Annotated in this window: 14 protein-coding genes; 8 read left to right on the top strand and 6 right to left on the bottom strand. The window is 64.1% G+C overall.

The features are described 5' to 3' along the window. Window positions 1-4 precede the first annotated feature (4 nt). Window positions 5-1,267 carry an AI-2E family transporter gene (locus AC56PL_RS13875; protein ID WP_497154182.1) on the bottom strand — a complete coding sequence of 421 codons (1,263 nt, stop codon included), beginning with the start codon at window positions 1,265-1,267 and terminating at the stop codon, window positions 5-7. A 125-nt stretch (window positions 1,268-1,392) separates the two neighbouring features. Between AC56PL_RS13875 and AC56PL_RS13870 the strand changes: the two genes are divergently transcribed. Both AC56PL_RS13870 and AC56PL_RS13865 read left to right on the top strand, forming a co-directional pair. After that, entirely contained in the window at window positions 1,393-2,532 is a 1,140-nt protein-coding gene (locus tag AC56PL_RS13870) for a flippase-like domain-containing protein (protein ID WP_495514247.1), read from the top strand. A 9-nt stretch (window positions 2,533-2,541) separates the two neighbouring features. Next, window positions 2,542-2,961, top strand: coding sequence for a DUF3054 family protein (locus AC56PL_RS13865; RefSeq protein WP_495514246.1), 420 nt, complete (start codon window positions 2,542-2,544; stop codon window positions 2,959-2,961). A gap of 34 nt (window positions 2,962-2,995) precedes the next feature. Here the strand turns inward: AC56PL_RS13865 and AC56PL_RS13860 are convergent, their stop codons facing one another. After that, window positions 2,996-3,865 (bottom strand): RNA polymerase sigma-70 factor, encoded by an 870-nt coding sequence (locus AC56PL_RS13860; RefSeq protein WP_497154181.1) that lies wholly within the window; start codon window positions 3,863-3,865, stop codon window positions 2,996-2,998. A gap of 86 nt (window positions 3,866-3,951) precedes the next feature. On the opposite strand from AC56PL_RS13860, the gene AC56PL_RS13855 reads away from it, so the two are divergent. Beyond that, the gene (locus AC56PL_RS13855) at window positions 3,952-4,692 is read left to right on the top strand and encodes an SDR family oxidoreductase (RefSeq protein ID WP_497154180.1); all 741 of its coding nucleotides are present in this window, start codon (window positions 3,952-3,954) and stop codon (window positions 4,690-4,692) included. Window positions 4,693-4,746: 54 nt separating this feature from the next. Here AC56PL_RS13855 and AC56PL_RS13850 read toward each other — a convergent pair whose 3' ends face one another. Next, the gene (locus AC56PL_RS13850) at window positions 4,747-5,583 is read right to left on the bottom strand and encodes an alpha/beta fold hydrolase (RefSeq protein WP_497154179.1); all 837 of its coding nucleotides are present in this window, start codon (window positions 5,581-5,583) and stop codon (window positions 4,747-4,749) included. Between the two features lie 143 nt (window positions 5,584-5,726). Here AC56PL_RS13850 and AC56PL_RS13845 point away from each other — a divergent pair, with 143 nt between their 5' ends. From AC56PL_RS13845 to AC56PL_RS13835, 3 genes are all read left to right on the top strand, one after another. After that, window positions 5,727-6,290 carry a TetR/AcrR family transcriptional regulator gene (locus tag AC56PL_RS13845; protein WP_497154178.1) on the top strand — a complete coding sequence of 188 codons (564 nt, stop codon included), beginning with the start codon at window positions 5,727-5,729 and terminating at the stop codon, window positions 6,288-6,290. A gap of 175 nt (window positions 6,291-6,465) precedes the next feature. After that, window positions 6,466-7,737 (top strand): acyl-CoA dehydrogenase family protein, encoded by a 1,272-nt coding sequence (locus tag AC56PL_RS13840; protein ID WP_497154177.1) that lies wholly within the window; start codon window positions 6,466-6,468, stop codon window positions 7,735-7,737. Beyond that, entirely contained in the window at window positions 7,737-9,095 is a 1,359-nt protein-coding gene (locus AC56PL_RS13835; RefSeq protein WP_495514240.1) for a phosphotransferase, read from the top strand. The genes AC56PL_RS13840 and AC56PL_RS13835 overlap by 1 nt, the downstream gene beginning before the upstream one ends. A gap of 8 nt (window positions 9,096-9,103) precedes the next feature. Here AC56PL_RS13835 and AC56PL_RS13830 read toward each other — a convergent pair whose 3' ends face one another. Beyond that, complete coding sequence (locus tag AC56PL_RS13830; protein ID WP_497154176.1) at window positions 9,104-10,633, bottom strand: NTF2-like N-terminal transpeptidase domain-containing protein; 1,530 nt, start codon at window positions 10,631-10,633, stop codon at window positions 9,104-9,106. Between the two features lie 284 nt (window positions 10,634-10,917). Between AC56PL_RS13830 and AC56PL_RS13825 the strand changes: the two genes are divergently transcribed. Further along, window positions 10,918-11,688, top strand: a complete 771-nt coding sequence (locus AC56PL_RS13825) for a pirin family protein (RefSeq protein ID WP_497154175.1) — start codon at window positions 10,918-10,920, stop codon at window positions 11,686-11,688. A gap of 69 nt (window positions 11,689-11,757) precedes the next feature. Further along, complete coding sequence (locus tag AC56PL_RS13820) at window positions 11,758-12,708, top strand: DUF1214 domain-containing protein (protein WP_497154174.1); 951 nt, start codon at window positions 11,758-11,760, stop codon at window positions 12,706-12,708. On the opposite strand, the gene AC56PL_RS13815 is transcribed toward AC56PL_RS13820, so the two are convergent. Together AC56PL_RS13815 and AC56PL_RS13810 are read right to left on the bottom strand one after the other, a co-directional pair. Further along, window positions 12,698-13,495 (bottom strand): ABC transporter ATP-binding protein, encoded by a 798-nt coding sequence (locus AC56PL_RS13815; RefSeq protein WP_497154173.1) that lies wholly within the window; start codon window positions 13,493-13,495, stop codon window positions 12,698-12,700. The two genes, AC56PL_RS13820 and AC56PL_RS13815, sit on opposite strands and share 11 nt — an antisense overlap. Beyond that, window positions 13,479-14,537, bottom strand: a complete 1,059-nt coding sequence (locus AC56PL_RS13810; RefSeq protein ID WP_497154172.1) for a taurine ABC transporter substrate-binding protein — start codon at window positions 14,535-14,537, stop codon at window positions 13,479-13,481. The genes AC56PL_RS13815 and AC56PL_RS13810 overlap by 17 nt, the downstream gene beginning before the upstream one ends. Window positions 14,538-14,594 lie beyond the last annotated feature (57 nt).

The raw sequence follows: 14,594 nt of genomic DNA, 5'->3' as shown, positions 1-14,594 counted from the left end.
ACCCTCAGCTGGGATCGCCGGTGTGGTCCTGGTTGTTGTCCGGTATCGGATCAGAGGCGCTGGCATCGATTTCGTCCCACTTCGGCTTGTCCGGAGCAGCCTCGTACATCCGATCGTGTCCGCCGCCGGTGACGGTGGCGAACTCTGCAAGATCTGGATCGGATTCGACCAGATGCGATTTCGCCACCAACGTGCGAACCGCGGTGTTCACGAATGCGATGACCGGAACGGCCAGCAGACCACCGACGATGCCCGCCGTGATCAGTCCCGCGGCGATACCGAGCACCACTGCCACCGGGTGCAGCCGCACGGACCGTCCGAGCAAGAACGGCTGCAGCACATGACCTTCCAGTTGCATCACGCCAACCACCACAGCGAGTGCGATCAAGGCGGCAACCCAACCCTGCGTGACCAGGGTGACCAGCACCGCGAGGCCGCCGGTCGCCAGCGCACCCACGATCGGGATGAATGCGCCGATGAACACAAGTGAGGCCAGCGGTAATGCCAAGGGAACCTGCAGGATTGCGAGTCCAGCGCCGATCGCGATCGCGTCCGTTGCCGCGACAACCACGGTTGCGCGCACATATCCGACCAGTGAACCAAACCCGTTTTGCCCGGCCTCCCAGACCTTTTCGCGAGACTTCACCGGTACTGCCAAAGTCAGAAAACGCCAGATCTGACCACCGCCGTAGAGGAAGAAGATCATCAAGAAGAGCATCAGGAATGCGCCGGTGACGATCTCACCTACCGTGGTGGCGGTCGACAACGCGCCCGAGGTCACCTTGTCCTGGTTGTCTTTGACAACCTTGATCGCATCGTCGCCGAGATGCGCGATCTGATCTTCAGCGAGATTGAGTGGTCCGTCGACCAGCCAACCGCGGCTCTCGTTGATGGTTTTGGTGATCTGCTCGGTCAGTTCCGGAAGCCCGTCGATGAACTGCTCGACGACAAAGGCCATGATCCCGACGAGCAATCCGATGGCCACGAGCAACGTCCCGAGAACCGCGAGCGCGCGTGGGATGCCGCGACGGTTCAGCCAATCGACCACCGGGACAAGGAACGCAGTACCCAACACGGCAAGGCCGATCGGAACGAACACCTCTTCGTATTCCGAGACGACCATCGACAGCACGAACAGCCCGGCCGCGATTGCCAACAGCCGCCAGGCCCATTCGGCCGCTGCGCGGACAACGGGGTGCACATTGAGGCGGTCGGCCGGGTGACTATCGACTACGTCACTACTACTCAAGTTTTTCGCCTCGCTCACCAGCGCAACATTAGACTGAACGTGCCCGGTGCGCGCTGGACAACACCGTCCGCCTGAGTGTCAGTTGAGAACTTCATGCCTCCTGGTCACCAAGTCGGACACTCTGGACCGATAGGCTGCAGACCATGACGGCGACGAACAGGACCCGCCGCCGCTTTTGGTGGGTGCGATGGCTGACACTCGCACTCGTTTTGGTGATCCTGGGCGTCGAGGCCTATCTGGTCTGGCCCAAGCTCAAAGAGACCTGGTTCCACCTCGACGAGATCGAGTGGGAGTGGGTTGCGCTGTGCATTCTGGCCGCCATGCTGTCGATGGACAGTTTCGCCCAGGTTCAGCGCGCTTTGCTGCGATCGGCAGGCCTCAAGATCAAGCAGTGGCAGTCACTGTCGGTGGTACTGGCCGCGAACTCGCTGAGCCAGACCATGCCCGGCGGTCAGGTCCTCTCCCCCGCCTTCACCTACCGCGAAACCCGTAGGTGGGGCGCCTCTCCAGTGGTCGCCTCCTGGCAGGTGGTGATGTCCGGGCTGCTCATGGGCGTCGGGCTCGCCGTCCTCGGCCTCGGTGGCGCGCTGCTCGCCGGAGCCCAGACCAGCCCGTTTTCGATCATCTTCTCGATCAGCGGCTTCCTGGCCTTTGCGGTCGTGGCCCAGTACATCGCCCGCCACCCGCACTCGATCGAGGGCCTCGGTGTCACACTCCTTCGCTGGATCAACAACACACGCGACAAAGCTGCCGACCACGGCGTCGAGCGCTGGCAGGAGATCCTGCGACAGTTGAAGGCCGTCCAGCTCAAACCCAAGGAAACGAGCACAGCCTTCGGTTGGTCGCTGTTCAACTGGGTTGCCGACGTGGCCTGTCTGGCGTTTGCCTGTTACGCCGTGGGAGGTCAGCCGAGTATCTCCGGGCTGATGGTGGCATATGCCGCGTCGAAGGCCGTTGGTACCGCCATCCCGTTGCTCCCCGGGGGCCTGGGCGTGGTGGACGGGGTCCTGGTGCCCGCACTCACCTCGGCGGGCATGGGCGCCGGCGAGGCGGTGACCGCTGTGTTGGTGTACCGGATGATCAGTTATCTGCTGGTGTCGCTGGTCGGCTGGGTGGTGATCTTCGTGAAGTTCCGCACCACGTACCGCTCCCTGGAGAGTCCCGACGAGGTCGAAGAAGTGATCGAGGCCGAGATAGATGCAGAACTCGGCCGCAACAAGTCGGCGTCGCCAGAAGGCGAGAGCTCCGATAAGGGCGATACGCCGCCCGACGCGGTTCGCTGAACGGACCGCGTGACCGCTAACGTGGCGGGTATGCGCCGATTGTTCACCGCCTTTGCAGATCTCTTGGCGGTGGTTGTCTTCGCCTTCATCGGCCGGATGAATCATGATGAAGGACTCTCGGTCCAGGGCGTCTTCAGCACCGCATGGCCATTTGCACTCGGTGCTGCGATCGGCTGGTCGCTGGCCTACCTCTACGCACACATGCGTTCCGACCACGGTCACACCTACGATTTCCGGCCCGAACGCCTGTTCCCGGACGGGGTCCTGGTCTGGATCGGGGCGGTGGCCATCGGCATGCTGTTACGTCAGCAGTTCCATCAGGGTGTGGCGCTGAGCTTCATCATCGTCGCCACCATCGTGCTCGGCATCTTCCTGCTCGGATGGCGCGGTGTCCGGATCAGGATGATCCGCCGGTCCGTCACCGCCTGAATCGGCGGCTTCACACCGATTCCGGGCCTCGTTCTCACCGGATCAGCGTCCGCAACCGTTCGAGCTTGTGCGGATTGCGGACGAACAGCAATCTGCTGATTCCCTCGGGCCCGACCTCGAACGCCAGCAGCGTGTCCGGCGCACCGTCACGCACCGTCAGGACTGCCGGGTTTCCGTTCACCTCCACCAGCATCGGGCGTGAACCCGCTCCGAACTTCGCGATCGTCCCCAGCACAAACCTGGCGACCTTGGCACGGCCGACCACCGGCACCCTGGCCGCACTGACAACGCCACCGCCGTCACTGACCGAGATGACATCTCGGGTCAACACCGATTCGAGTGCGGTGAGGTCTCCAGAGGTCGCTGCGGCGGCAAATGCCGTCATGATGCGATGTCGTTCACCCGGATCGATCTCGGTTGCGCGCTCCCGCCCGATATGGCTGCGGGCCCGATGCGCGAGCTGACGGGCGCCCGCCTCGCTGACCGCCAGCACCTCCCCGATCTTCCGGTATGGGTAGTCGAAGGCTTCTCGGAGCACATAGGCCGCCCGCTCGGCGGGTTCGAGCCGCTCGAGCAACATCACCACTGCAAGTTCGAGTGCCTCGGCCCGTTCGGCGCCGAGAGTCGGGTCGTCGGCGGTCGAGACCGGTTCGGGAAGCCACGAGCCGACGTAGGTTTCGCGGGTCGCTCGTGCGGATGTCAGTGCATTGAGCGACAGTCGGGTGACCGTCGTGGTGAGGAACGCCTCCGGACTGCGCACCGAATCCTGATCGGTCCCCTGCCATCGCAACCAGGCGTCCTGCAGCACGTCATCGGCTTCGGTGACCGACCCCATCATCCGGTAGGCGACACCGAACAGTCGTGGGCGGAGCTTCTCGAATGCGATCAATGCCGTGTCCTGCATCACTTCGACCCTATTCTCGTCACATACGCGGTCCGTCTTCGGTCTCAACTATCACCTGGCAACGCAGTCGGCGAGAGGATCGAACGATGACGACCTATTTGATCACCGGGGCCACCGGGACGATCGGAACCCCCACCACCGCAAAATTACGGGCCGAGGGCCACGATGTCCGGGCGCTGAGCCGCCGGAGCGGGCCGGGACTGGCCACCGGAGACCTCCTGAGCGGCACCGGCATCGCCACTGCGATGTCGGATGTCGACACCGTCATCCATCTGGCGACAACCAACGGCGCCAAAGACATTCAGATCGCCGAGAATCTCTTGACCGCCGCAGCGAACGCTCGGGTCCGGCACGTGGTGCTGCTGTCGATCGTCGGTATCGACAAGATCCCCATGGGCTTCTATCGGCAGCGTCTCGAGATCGAAGCGCTGGCACTGGATTCCGGCGTGCCGTTGACGTTGCAGCGCTCCACCCAGTTCCACCCGTTCGTCGAGCGCCTGTTCAACGCCCAGCGCTTCATGCCGGCGCTGATCACCCCGTCGATCCGGTTTCAGCCGATCGACCCGCACGACGTCGCGGCGCGGCTGGTAGACCTCGCCGCCGAAACGCCGTCAGGCCGGGTCGATGACATCGGCGGACCGGAGAAACGGACTGCCGCCGATCTACACGCCGCATGGAAGGACGCCCGCGGTTCCCGCCGACCTGCAGTACCACTGCGGCTTCCCGGAAAACTCTTCAGAGCAGTTGCCGCAGGCGAAAACCTGGTTCCCGGAACGCCGTTCGGACAGAAGACATTTGAGCAATACCTCAGCGAGAAATATCGCTGACAGGTCGGGTCGGGCCGATGCACCGGCCCGACCCGACCCGCCGTCCGAACTCCTTCAGCGCGCCAGGAACTTCAGCAACACGGCGTTGATCTCATCCGCATGCGTCCACAGCAGACCGTGGGGCGCACCCTCGATCTCGACATACTCCGCCTCGGGCAACAGCCGCGAGAACGGACGTCCGGTGGCGTCGATCGGCAGGATGTTGTCTGCGGTGCCGTGGACGATCAGCGTTGGCACGTCGATTTTCGGGATGTCCTCGCGGAAATCGGTGAACCACGTCAACGGCGCAGCAGCCGATGCGAAGGCCCCTGATCCGGCGGCGACATTCCAGCTGTTTCGCAGCGCTTCCTCGCTCAACCGGGTACCGAGGAACTCCTCGGTGTTGTAGAAGCCGGCGTAGAACTCGGTGAAGTAGGCGTAACGGTCCTTCTTGATGGACGCGACGATGTCTTCGAAGAACTCACGCGGAGCGGCCCCGTCGGGATTGTCGTCGGTCTTGAGTAGGTAGGGCTCGAGCGAAGCCAAGAACGCGGCCTTGGCGACCCGTCCCGAACCATAACTGCCGATGTAGCGGGCAACCTCCCCGGTACCCATCGAGAATCCCACCAGCACAGCATCTTTGACGTCAAGCGTTTCCAAGACGGTGTTCAGGTCCGAGGCGAACGTGTCGTAGTCGTATCCGACGGTCGGCTGGCTCGACTGCCCGAAGCCGCGACGATCGTAGGTGATCACCCGGTATCCGGCGTCGAGCAGCGCAGCACTCTGCTTCTCCCAGGAGTGCCCGTCGAGGGGAAACCCGTGGATCAGCACAACCGGCTGCCCGGTGCCGTGATCTTCGTAGTAGAGGTCGATGTTCGTGGTGTTCTCGGTTCCAACAGTGATGTACGGCATGTCATCGCCTTTCAGCGTTTCGGTGAGACGAGCAGGGTCGAAGCGGGACAGTCGGTTTGGAGCTCACGCCCAATGGAGAATGCATATTCTCCGGCGTTGTTGCTACTGTAGAGAATATTCGTTCTCCACGCAAGGCGGTACCGATGAAAGACATTGCAGAGTCCCGCGAGCAGATCGTCGAAGCCGCGGACCGGCTCTTCTACAGCCATGGGATCCAGGCTGTGACGATGGCGCAGATCCGGGCGGAAGCCGAGGTCTCACTGAAACGGCTCTACGCCACCTTCCCGTCCAAGGACGATGTGGTGCTCGCGGTCCTCGATCATCGCCGGAAGATGTGGGAGTCCGGCGTTGCCCGGGCAACCGACCAGGTTCCGACTCCCCGCGAAAAGATCCTTGCGATCTACGACTTCTTGTTCGACTGGTTCGGCCAGGACGACTACCGGGGATGCGGTTTCATCAACGCCTTCGGTGAACTCGGTGCGACGTTACCGGCCGTTGCCGCCGCGGCCCGCGAGCACAAGCAGGCATTCCAACAACTCATGTCAGATCTCGTCGCGCGGGCCGGAGGCGGCGGATCACTCGGCGTCCAACTCACCATCCTTGCCGAAGGGGCCCAGGCGATGTCAGCGATCTGCGGTGATCCCGAAGTCGCACACCACGCTCGCGCCGCCGCCGCGGTCCTCATCGACCAGGCCATACCCGCTTGACGACCGACCCGCGGTAGCCCACCGAACTGTGACGCCGCCATCGGGTTCAGTGTGGTGAACACTCCCGCGCAGAATCCCGTCGTCTCCCGAAATCGTCTGCGGGCGAACCTCGAAACCCGCTACGGTCGCTGGTGAACAATTGTTCACCGGAGCCGTCAACGGGAAGGATCCAACCATGGACTATGCCGTACCCGAGGCGATCACCACCACCCTGCGCGAGATCGACGACTTCATCAACACGCAGATCCGGCCACTCCAGGAGGCCGACGACAACATCCGCTTCTTCGACCACCGTCGCGAGTGGGCGCGCACCGATTTCGATGGTGGTGGTGTGCCACGTCCCGAGTGGGAAGATCTGCTCGGTCAGATGCGCCGCCTCGCCGACGAGGCCGGCTGGCTGCGGTATGCACTACCCACCGAGATCGGCGGCCGCGGTGGCAGCAACTTCGACATGGCGGTGATCCGCGAACACCTGGCGCACAAGGGACTCGGACTACACAACGACCTGCAGAACGAATCGTCGATCGTGGGCAATTTCCCGTTTGCGCACATGCTGCTCGGCCATGGCACCAAAGAGCAGCAGGACGAGTTCCTCGAGCCGATGATCCGCGGCGAGGCCCGGATCGGCTTCGGGCTGACCGAACCCGATCACGGCAGTGACGCCACCTGGATGGAAACCACCGCCCACCAGGTCGGCGACTCCTGGATCATCAACGGCGGCAAGCGCTTCAACTCTGGTATGCACAATGCCACCCACGACGTGGTGTTCGCTCGGACATCGGGCAAAGACGGCGACGCACGGGGGATCACCGCGTTCTTCGTACCCACCGCCACCCCCGGATTCTCAGTCGACTTCCAGTGGTGGACGTTCAACATGCCCACCGACCACGCCGAGGTCACCATCACCGACGTCGAGGTACCGGAGTCGGCGATTTTCGGCGAAGAAGGCGAAGGGCTCGCCGTCGCGCAGACGTTTGTGCACGAGAACAGGATCCGGCAGGCGGCCTCGGGGGTCGGGGCGGCCCAGTACTGCATCGACCGTAGCGTCGAATACGCCAGGGAAAGGATCACTTTCGGGGCTCCACTGTCGAGCCGACAGGCGATCCAGTTCCCCCTGGTCGAGCTGCACACCGAGGCCGAGATGGTCCGCGGACTGGTCCGCAAGACCGCATGGGAGATGGACCGTACCCCGCATACGGAGATCAGCGACCGCGTGTCCATGTGCAACTATCGCGCCAACCGGCTCGTCTGCGACGCCGCAGACCAGGCCATCCAGGTCCACGGCGGCATGGGTTACACCCGGCACCTGCCCTTCGAACACATCTATCGACACCACCGCCGATACCGGATCACCGAGGGCTCCGACGAGGTACAGATCCGCAAGATCGCGGGCTACCTGTTCGGCTATGCCGGTCCGCGCCGCAACCGACCCGTGAACCAGAGCTGATGTCGGAGAACGATATCGGTGATCTCCTCGCCGCCCGGCTCAGTGTCGTCTTCGACGACGACGTTCGGGTCGAGGATCTGCGCCGGCTGACCGCAGGCGCCAACATGCAGACCTGGTCGCTGACCTGCCATCACGGAACGGATGTGCAACGACTGATCTTGCGACGTCAACCCGATGCCATACATGGACCACTGGGTATGAGCCGGGAATCCGAGGCGATCTCGGCCGCCGCGAAGGCCGGTGTCCCGGTACCCCGGGTGATCGACTTCTCCGACGACACCGAAGCACTCGGCGCGCCCTACCTGGTCTGCGAGTACATCGACGGTGAGACGATTCCACGAAAGTTGTTGCGCGACGAGCGCTACGCGCAGGCGCGCGCGTGCATGGCCACCGAACTCGGCCGCACCCTTGCCCGTATCCACTCGATCCCGCTGTCGACGGTACCGACACTGCAGAGCGGGGTCCGCAGCGGACTCGACGAGCTGCGGCAGTCGTACCTCGACCTCGACACCCCGTCGGCGGTCACCGAGATCGCACTGGCCGCACTGGCGCTGTACCAACCGGATCCGGTGCCGGAGACTGTGGTGCATGGCGATTTCCGCAACGGCAACCTGCTCATCTCCGACACCGGGCTCGAGGCGGTCCTGGACTGGGAACTCACCCATATCGGTGACCCCCGAGAAGATCTCGGCTGGCTGCTGGTCAAGTGCTGGCGATTCGGAACCGCACCGGAGGTCGGTGGATTCGGTACCGTCGACGAACTGCTCGACGGTTACGCGGAAATCGCCGGAACACGACCGGACATCGAGGCGGTGCGGTGGTGGCAGCTCTATCGCACCGTCTGGTGGAGCATCGTCTGTGCGCAGATGGCCGAGAGGCACCTGTCCGGCAGGCAGCGGTCGGTTGAACTCGCGGCCATCGGCAGGCGCGTCTGCGAACAGGAACACGACATCCTGCTCGCGCTCGGCCGTCCTGCCGCCATCCCCGATTCACCCGATCCCACAACACAACCCGGTCTTTACGGGCGTCCCACCGCCGCCGAGTTGGTCAACGCGGTGTCCGAGTTCCTCCGCACCTCCGTGATGGCCGGGGACGACGCCGGGGACGCAACGCGATTTCAGGCCCGCGTTGCCGCGAACGTCCTCGACATCGTCGAACGTGAACTCCATGCCGGCCCTGCCCCTTTCGATCGTCAACGGGCCGCATTGGCAGAGCTGGGATTCGACTCCGAGACCGAGCTGGCACTGGCGATCCGATCAGGTGAGGCCAACCCACAGGACCCGCGGATCGTTGCGGTGGTGCGGACCGCTGTCACCGATCGACTTATGGTCGCCAATCCGCGGTATCTGGAGCTGTGAAAGCGGTTCTACTGCGGCTGCGGTCGCGGGGTCAGGAAACGTTGCGCCACAGCAAGTGCGGCACTACCCGACCGCTCGCCTTCGCAGTAGACGACGAACACCCGGTCACCTTGGATCCCGACAAACCAGCCGGGGCCCTGGGGGCCATTGGTTCCCACCAGCGCTCGTAGACCAGGGGCATTCACCAGGTCACTGGCATCGCCGTCGGCGGCGGTGGCCTTCATGGCGCCCTCGACCGCAGCGAGAACCTCGGGATCGACGGCACCGAGTTCACCGCCTTCGACCTGTCCGGGAACACCGGCGATGACGGACGGGGCCACCGAGCTCGTGCGGGCCACGGCCACACCAAGTGTCGCCATGTTCAACGCCGACACCCGAAGATCCTCGGACCGGAACGTCATCGGCTTGACGGTCGGCTGCTCATCACCGGTGCCCGCCGGGCGAACACCGGCAACGGTGAAGTCGACGCCAAGACCCAGCGGGCCCAGCAGCTGCCTGGCCTTGGCGTCATCGGACCCGGCTGCCCGGTTGATCACGTCGGCCACCGGGCCAAGGGTTGAGCCCGGGGTGTACTTCTTGTCGATCTTGATGTCCGAGGCTTCGGCCTGGTCGTTGCGCATCGACGCCCGGATCTGTCCGGTGTTCGCATCCACCACCAGAATCGAGGCGGGTTGCGCCACCTCGACCACGGCGTCGAGGGCATCGAGCTGGATCTTCGGATCGATGTGCGTGGTCACGTCGGGTCCGGGTGGTCCCTGCTCTCCGGCGAGCTGCACCGGCGCCTGTCCGGGTGCGACACTCTGGACTGCCCAGCCCGAGGTGGCGTCGAGAATTGCCTGCCAGTAGTCGCGCACACCGTCGAAGACGGGTGAATCGAGTCGCCGGTCGAGCAGGACCAGCTTGGGTTCTTTGCTGATCGTCACCCCCGGGATCGACGCCGGGTCGCCGGCCAGTGCGATCATGTCCGACTCCCGGACCGACACAACCGTCACCGGCTTGTTACCGGCGTCGGCCAGCTGGCGGTTGATGACCTCCGGCGTGACCAGTTGCGCCAGCGGTTCGATCGTCGTCGCCAGCTTCGTGACGGAACCTGCGACATCACCGGTCGCGGCCGGGTCGAGGACGACGTTGTTGATCGTCTGCAGCGTGAGCATCCGCTTGCCGAAACGGTCGAGGACCGCAGGCGCCGGAGTGGCATCGGTGCGGACTTGGCGCAGGCTGCCGCCGGTCGGCAGGTCCTCGGTGAGCAGACCCGGTTCCCATTGCACACGCCAGCCGGGAGTGAGCTTTCGGGCCGAACCCTGCGTGGTCGTCTTGAACTCGCGATCCTCCCCGAGGGTCCAGGTGGTCTCGACCTCAAAGGTGGCGGTGCCGTCGGCGTATTCCTCGGCACGTTGAACGTCGACGTCGACCTTCTCCGCGGCCATCCCGTCGAACGTCGCCTCGTAAGACTTCATGGCCAATTCCGGCGACGATGTCAGCAGGGCGGTTGCACTCGGATCCTGGTCTTCGATCGCCTTGGCAAAGTCACTCAGCATCGCCCCGGCTCCCGTGTCGGTGGACTCGCCGAAGTTGCCACAGGAAGCAACGGCGAGCGCGCATACAAGCGCTAAAACGGAAGTGGCCGCAAAGCGGCCGGGGGAACGACGCATAGTCACAATTTTCACTCCTGTAACAGGGTGAACGTCACCAATGTGGTTTTCAACTTGCTTACGAGGTCGTCACGATCCTGTAACTACCCTTAATCCTTGGCATCCCGGCTGTGTCAGATGCCTTCTGCCATTTTTGCACCATCGCGGATTGGGGGTGGAGTATTGGAAAGGTGAGCTCCAGATATTTTCCTTTTCGCGCGGGCGACCGACCTTCCACCGCTCTCGACTGGCTCGATTCGCGGCACGGATTTTCCTTCGGCGACCACTACGATCCGGACAACACCCACCACGGAGTCCTGATGGTGCACAACGACGAAACCGTTGCGCCACAGCAAGGCTTCGACACCCATCCTCATCGCAACATGGAGATCGTCACCTGGGTGCTGTCGGGGTCACTGGTCCACCAGGATTCGATGGACCACTCCGGCGTGATTTATCCGGGTCTGGCACAACGGATGAGCGCGGGCAGCGGCGTCACACATTCCGAGCGCAACGACACCTGGCGCAGTGGGCTGGTCCGCGCCGGCCGTCCGGTACACACCGGCGCCGACCCCGTGCACTACATCCAGATGTGGGTCCTGCCCGACGACCCCGACACCGAACCCGGCTACGAGCAACGCGACGTCGCCGACGAGTTGCGGTCCGGTTCGCTGGTGACCGTGGCCTCGGGAATGCCCGCCTATGACTCGGCGATCCGGATCGCGAACAGCTCGGTCGCCTTCCACGTCGCCAGGCTCGAGGCCGGGCAATCGGTTACCTTGCCCGATCTCCCCTGGGGTCATGTATTCGTCGCCTCCGGATCAGCCCGGCTCGAAGCCGTCTCCGACGACCTCCACCCCGGAGACTCCGTCCGGATCACCGGCGGTGGCGGCGAACGACTCACGGCGATCACCGCCACCGAGGTCCTCATCTGGGAGATGCACCGGACGTTGGGTGGATGACCCGACAGCAACGTCACCGGTGGGGCACAATCTGATCGGCAGATCTCGGCAGGGCTGAAGGGAATCGGCGTGGCGGACGAACTCGTGAATGTCGACAACTTCACGCGGATCGAATCAGATCGGATGTACGCGGCGATGGCGCACGATGCCGGCGGGGTGAACCAGTGGCTTCACTTCTTGCTGCCCACGCCACTCGAATACCAGCCGATCATCCGGCTCAATCGTGACACCCTGTACAGCGCGAGTGTTGTGGACGCATCGGACGGCTTCTCCCTGACCCTGCCAGATTCGGCGGGCCGTTACATGTCGGCGATGGTCGTGAACCAGGACCACTTCCTGCCCGCGGTCTGGCACGGCGCCGGAACCTATTCGCTCACCCGCGACGAGGCCGGGACCGATCACGTCCTTGTCGGCGTCCGCGCCCTGGTGGATCCGGCCGACGCCGATGACGTGGCCATCGTCAACACCCTGCAGCAACAACTGCGGATCGAGACCCAGGCGACAACCCCGTTCGAGCCGACCGCCGTCGACGAGGCCTCCTATACGACGACGCGAGAAGCGCTGCTCGAACTGTCACGCGGGATGGCCGACTACAGCGCAGCATTCGGCAGGCGCGAAGACGTGAACCCGGTGCATCATCTCCTCGGCACCGCCTCGGGCTGGGGCGGACTCCCCCAGACCGAGGCCTTCTACATCAACGTCGATCCCGGCCTGCCTGTCGGCGACTATGAACTGACCGTCGGCGACGTACCGGTGGACGCATTCTGGTCGGTGTCGGTCTACAACGCCGCCGGATACTTCGAACCCAACGATGCCGGCGTCAACAATGTGAACAGTGTTACCGCACAGCGCAATCCGGATGGCGCCACCACCGTGAGATTCGGCGGCGGCGACGCCCCGAACACCATCCCGATCACCGAGGGCTGGAACTACCTCGTCCGCCTCTATCGTCCCCACGCCGAAGTGCTTTCGGGCGCATGGACATTCCCTGCGGTCCAGCCGTCGAACACTAGGCGATGACCGCGGCGGCCTTCACCGCGTGACTGACCTCCGAACGCAGCGCGCCGTACTCACCCGAGTTCCGCAGTTCGTCGAAGTCCACCCGGCCGCGCGGCAGATCCACCCTCAGGTCGAGGGCGACCTTGCCCGGCCGTTTGGTCAGCACCACGATCCGCGACCCCAGGAACACCGCCTCTTCGGCGCTGTGGGTCACGAACACCGACGTCCGGCCGGTGTCCGCGCTGACAGACCGGACGTCTTCTTGCAACCGCTCGCGTGTCAGCGCATCCAAAGCCGCGAACGGCTCGTCGAGTAGGAACAGCGGATTCTCCGCCGCGAGCGCCCTTGCGATCGCGACCCGCTGTTGCTGACCTCCCGAGATCTCCCAGATCCGGCGCCGGGCAGTGCCTTCCAGCCCCACTCGCTCGAGCAGTTCGTCTCGACGCGTGGTCCGTTCGGCCTTCGACACACCGGCATATTTCAACGCCAGATCGACGTTCCCGCCGACCGTTCGCCACGGGAACAACCGGGGTTGCTGGAACACGACACCGGCCGATTCCCCAGGGATCGGGGCCCGGCCCAGTACGTCGACCACACCCCCGGTGGGTTGTTCGAAGCCGGCGATCAGTCGCAGCAACGTGCTCTTGCCACATCCCGATGGCCCGACCAGGACCAGGAACTCCCCGGCCGGCACATCCAGCGACACCGGTCCCACCGCGGTCACCGCATCGGAACCGGTGCCATACCGATGCTCGACGTTGTCCAGCCGGATCGCCGGTGCCGCCGATTCATCACTGGTCGAGGGCACCAGGCAGGCCTTCCACGTAGATCGCCTGCTGAAGCTCTTCGAGGGTCGGCGCCTTCACGATCTGCTTCTGCGCCAACAGGAACTCCGCGGCGCTGAGCAGATTGTTCGCGAGGTTGCCAACCGCTCCGGGTGTACCCAGCCACTGCGGCGACGCGATCTGCGCTGGGGTCAGGAAGACGCCTTGCTTGAGCTGACCGAGCGCCTCGTCGGCGCTGATGCCGAGTTCCTGGCCCACGAACTCCGCGGCGGCCGCGGGATCGGTGTTGATCAGGTCCAGCGCGCGGGCCTGCACCTTGCGCCACGCGTCGACCACCTCGGGGCTGTCACTGATCAGCTGGTTCGAGACCACACCCAGATCCAGTGTCGGATTACCCGATTCGCCGATCGCCCGGCTCGTGACCAGGTCCTTACCGGTCTTGCGAAGCTCATCGAGGGTCGGCAACCAGGTGTAGGCGGCATCGATGTCGCCGCGTTCCCACGCTGCGAGGATGGCCTGGGGCTGCAGGTCGACGATCTTGACGTCGTCGGCCGACAGTCCGGCCTGCTCCAGCGCGACGAGCAGACTGTAGTGAGCGGTGGACGCCAGCGCCGTGCCGATGGTTTTGCCCTTCAGCTCGGCAACGCTGTTGATATTGGTCCCGTCGCGCGCGACGAGTGCTTCGTTGTCGCCGGCGACGTCGAGCACGAACGCCACCTTGTACTCGATCGGCGAAGTTCCCGACAGGCCACGGGCGACCGGGCTCGATCCGATGGCGCCGATGTCGATCGAGTTGGCGATGAAGGCCTGGTTGATGGTGGCACCGGACTCGAACTTGGTCCATTTGATGGTGTGGTCCGGCAGGGCTTCTTCGAGCCACTTCTGGTTCTTCACGATCAGGTCACCGCTGGGGAACGACTGATAACCGATGGTGATCGTCTTGCCGCCATCGCTGTCATCGTCGGAACAACCGGCCAGACCGAGTGTGAGGGTCAGCGCCGACAGCGCGGCGACAAGTGTCACCAACGGCCGACGCAGGCGAACAGATACAGGGAAGCGACTCATGGGGGCGGTTCTCTCTCTAGTGGGACTTCGTTGTGGAAGAAGTGCAGTGCGCAGGCA

This window comes from Williamsia sp. Y721 (genome assembly GCF_059683565.1).
This window is presented reverse-complemented; position numbering and strand designations above follow the sequence as displayed.

What these genes read in the sequence shown, in the direction of transcription:
- AC56PL_RS13845 (WP_497154178.1), top strand. Translation starts at nt 5,727, where the DNA reads ATGAAAGACATTGCAGAGTCCCGCGAGCAGATCGTCGAAGCCGCGGAC.
- AC56PL_RS13855 (WP_497154180.1), top strand. Translation starts at nt 3,952, where the DNA reads ATGACGACCTATTTGATCACCGGGGCCACCGGGACGATCGGAACCCCC.
- AC56PL_RS13835 (WP_495514240.1), top strand. Translation starts at nt 7,737, where the DNA reads ATGTCGGAGAACGATATCGGTGATCTCCTCGCCGCCCGGCTCAGTGTC.
- AC56PL_RS13830 (WP_497154176.1), bottom strand. Translation starts at nt 10,633, where the DNA reads ATGCTGAGTGACTTTGCCAAGGCGATCGAAGACCAGGATCCGAGTGCA.
- AC56PL_RS13860 (WP_497154181.1), bottom strand. Translation starts at nt 3,865, where the DNA reads ATGCAGGACACGGCATTGATCGCATTCGAGAAGCTCCGCCCACGACTG.
- AC56PL_RS13870 (WP_495514247.1), top strand. Translation starts at nt 1,393, where the DNA reads ATGACGGCGACGAACAGGACCCGCCGCCGCTTTTGGTGGGTGCGATGG.
- AC56PL_RS13840 (WP_497154177.1), top strand. Translation starts at nt 6,466, where the DNA reads ATGGACTATGCCGTACCCGAGGCGATCACCACCACCCTGCGCGAGATC.
- AC56PL_RS13810 (WP_497154172.1), bottom strand. Translation starts at nt 14,537, where the DNA reads ATGAGTCGCTTCCCTGTATCTGTTCGCCTGCGTCGGCCGTTGGTGACA.
- AC56PL_RS13850 (WP_497154179.1), bottom strand. Translation starts at nt 5,583, where the DNA reads ATGCCGTACATCACTGTTGGAACCGAGAACACCACGAACATCGACCTC.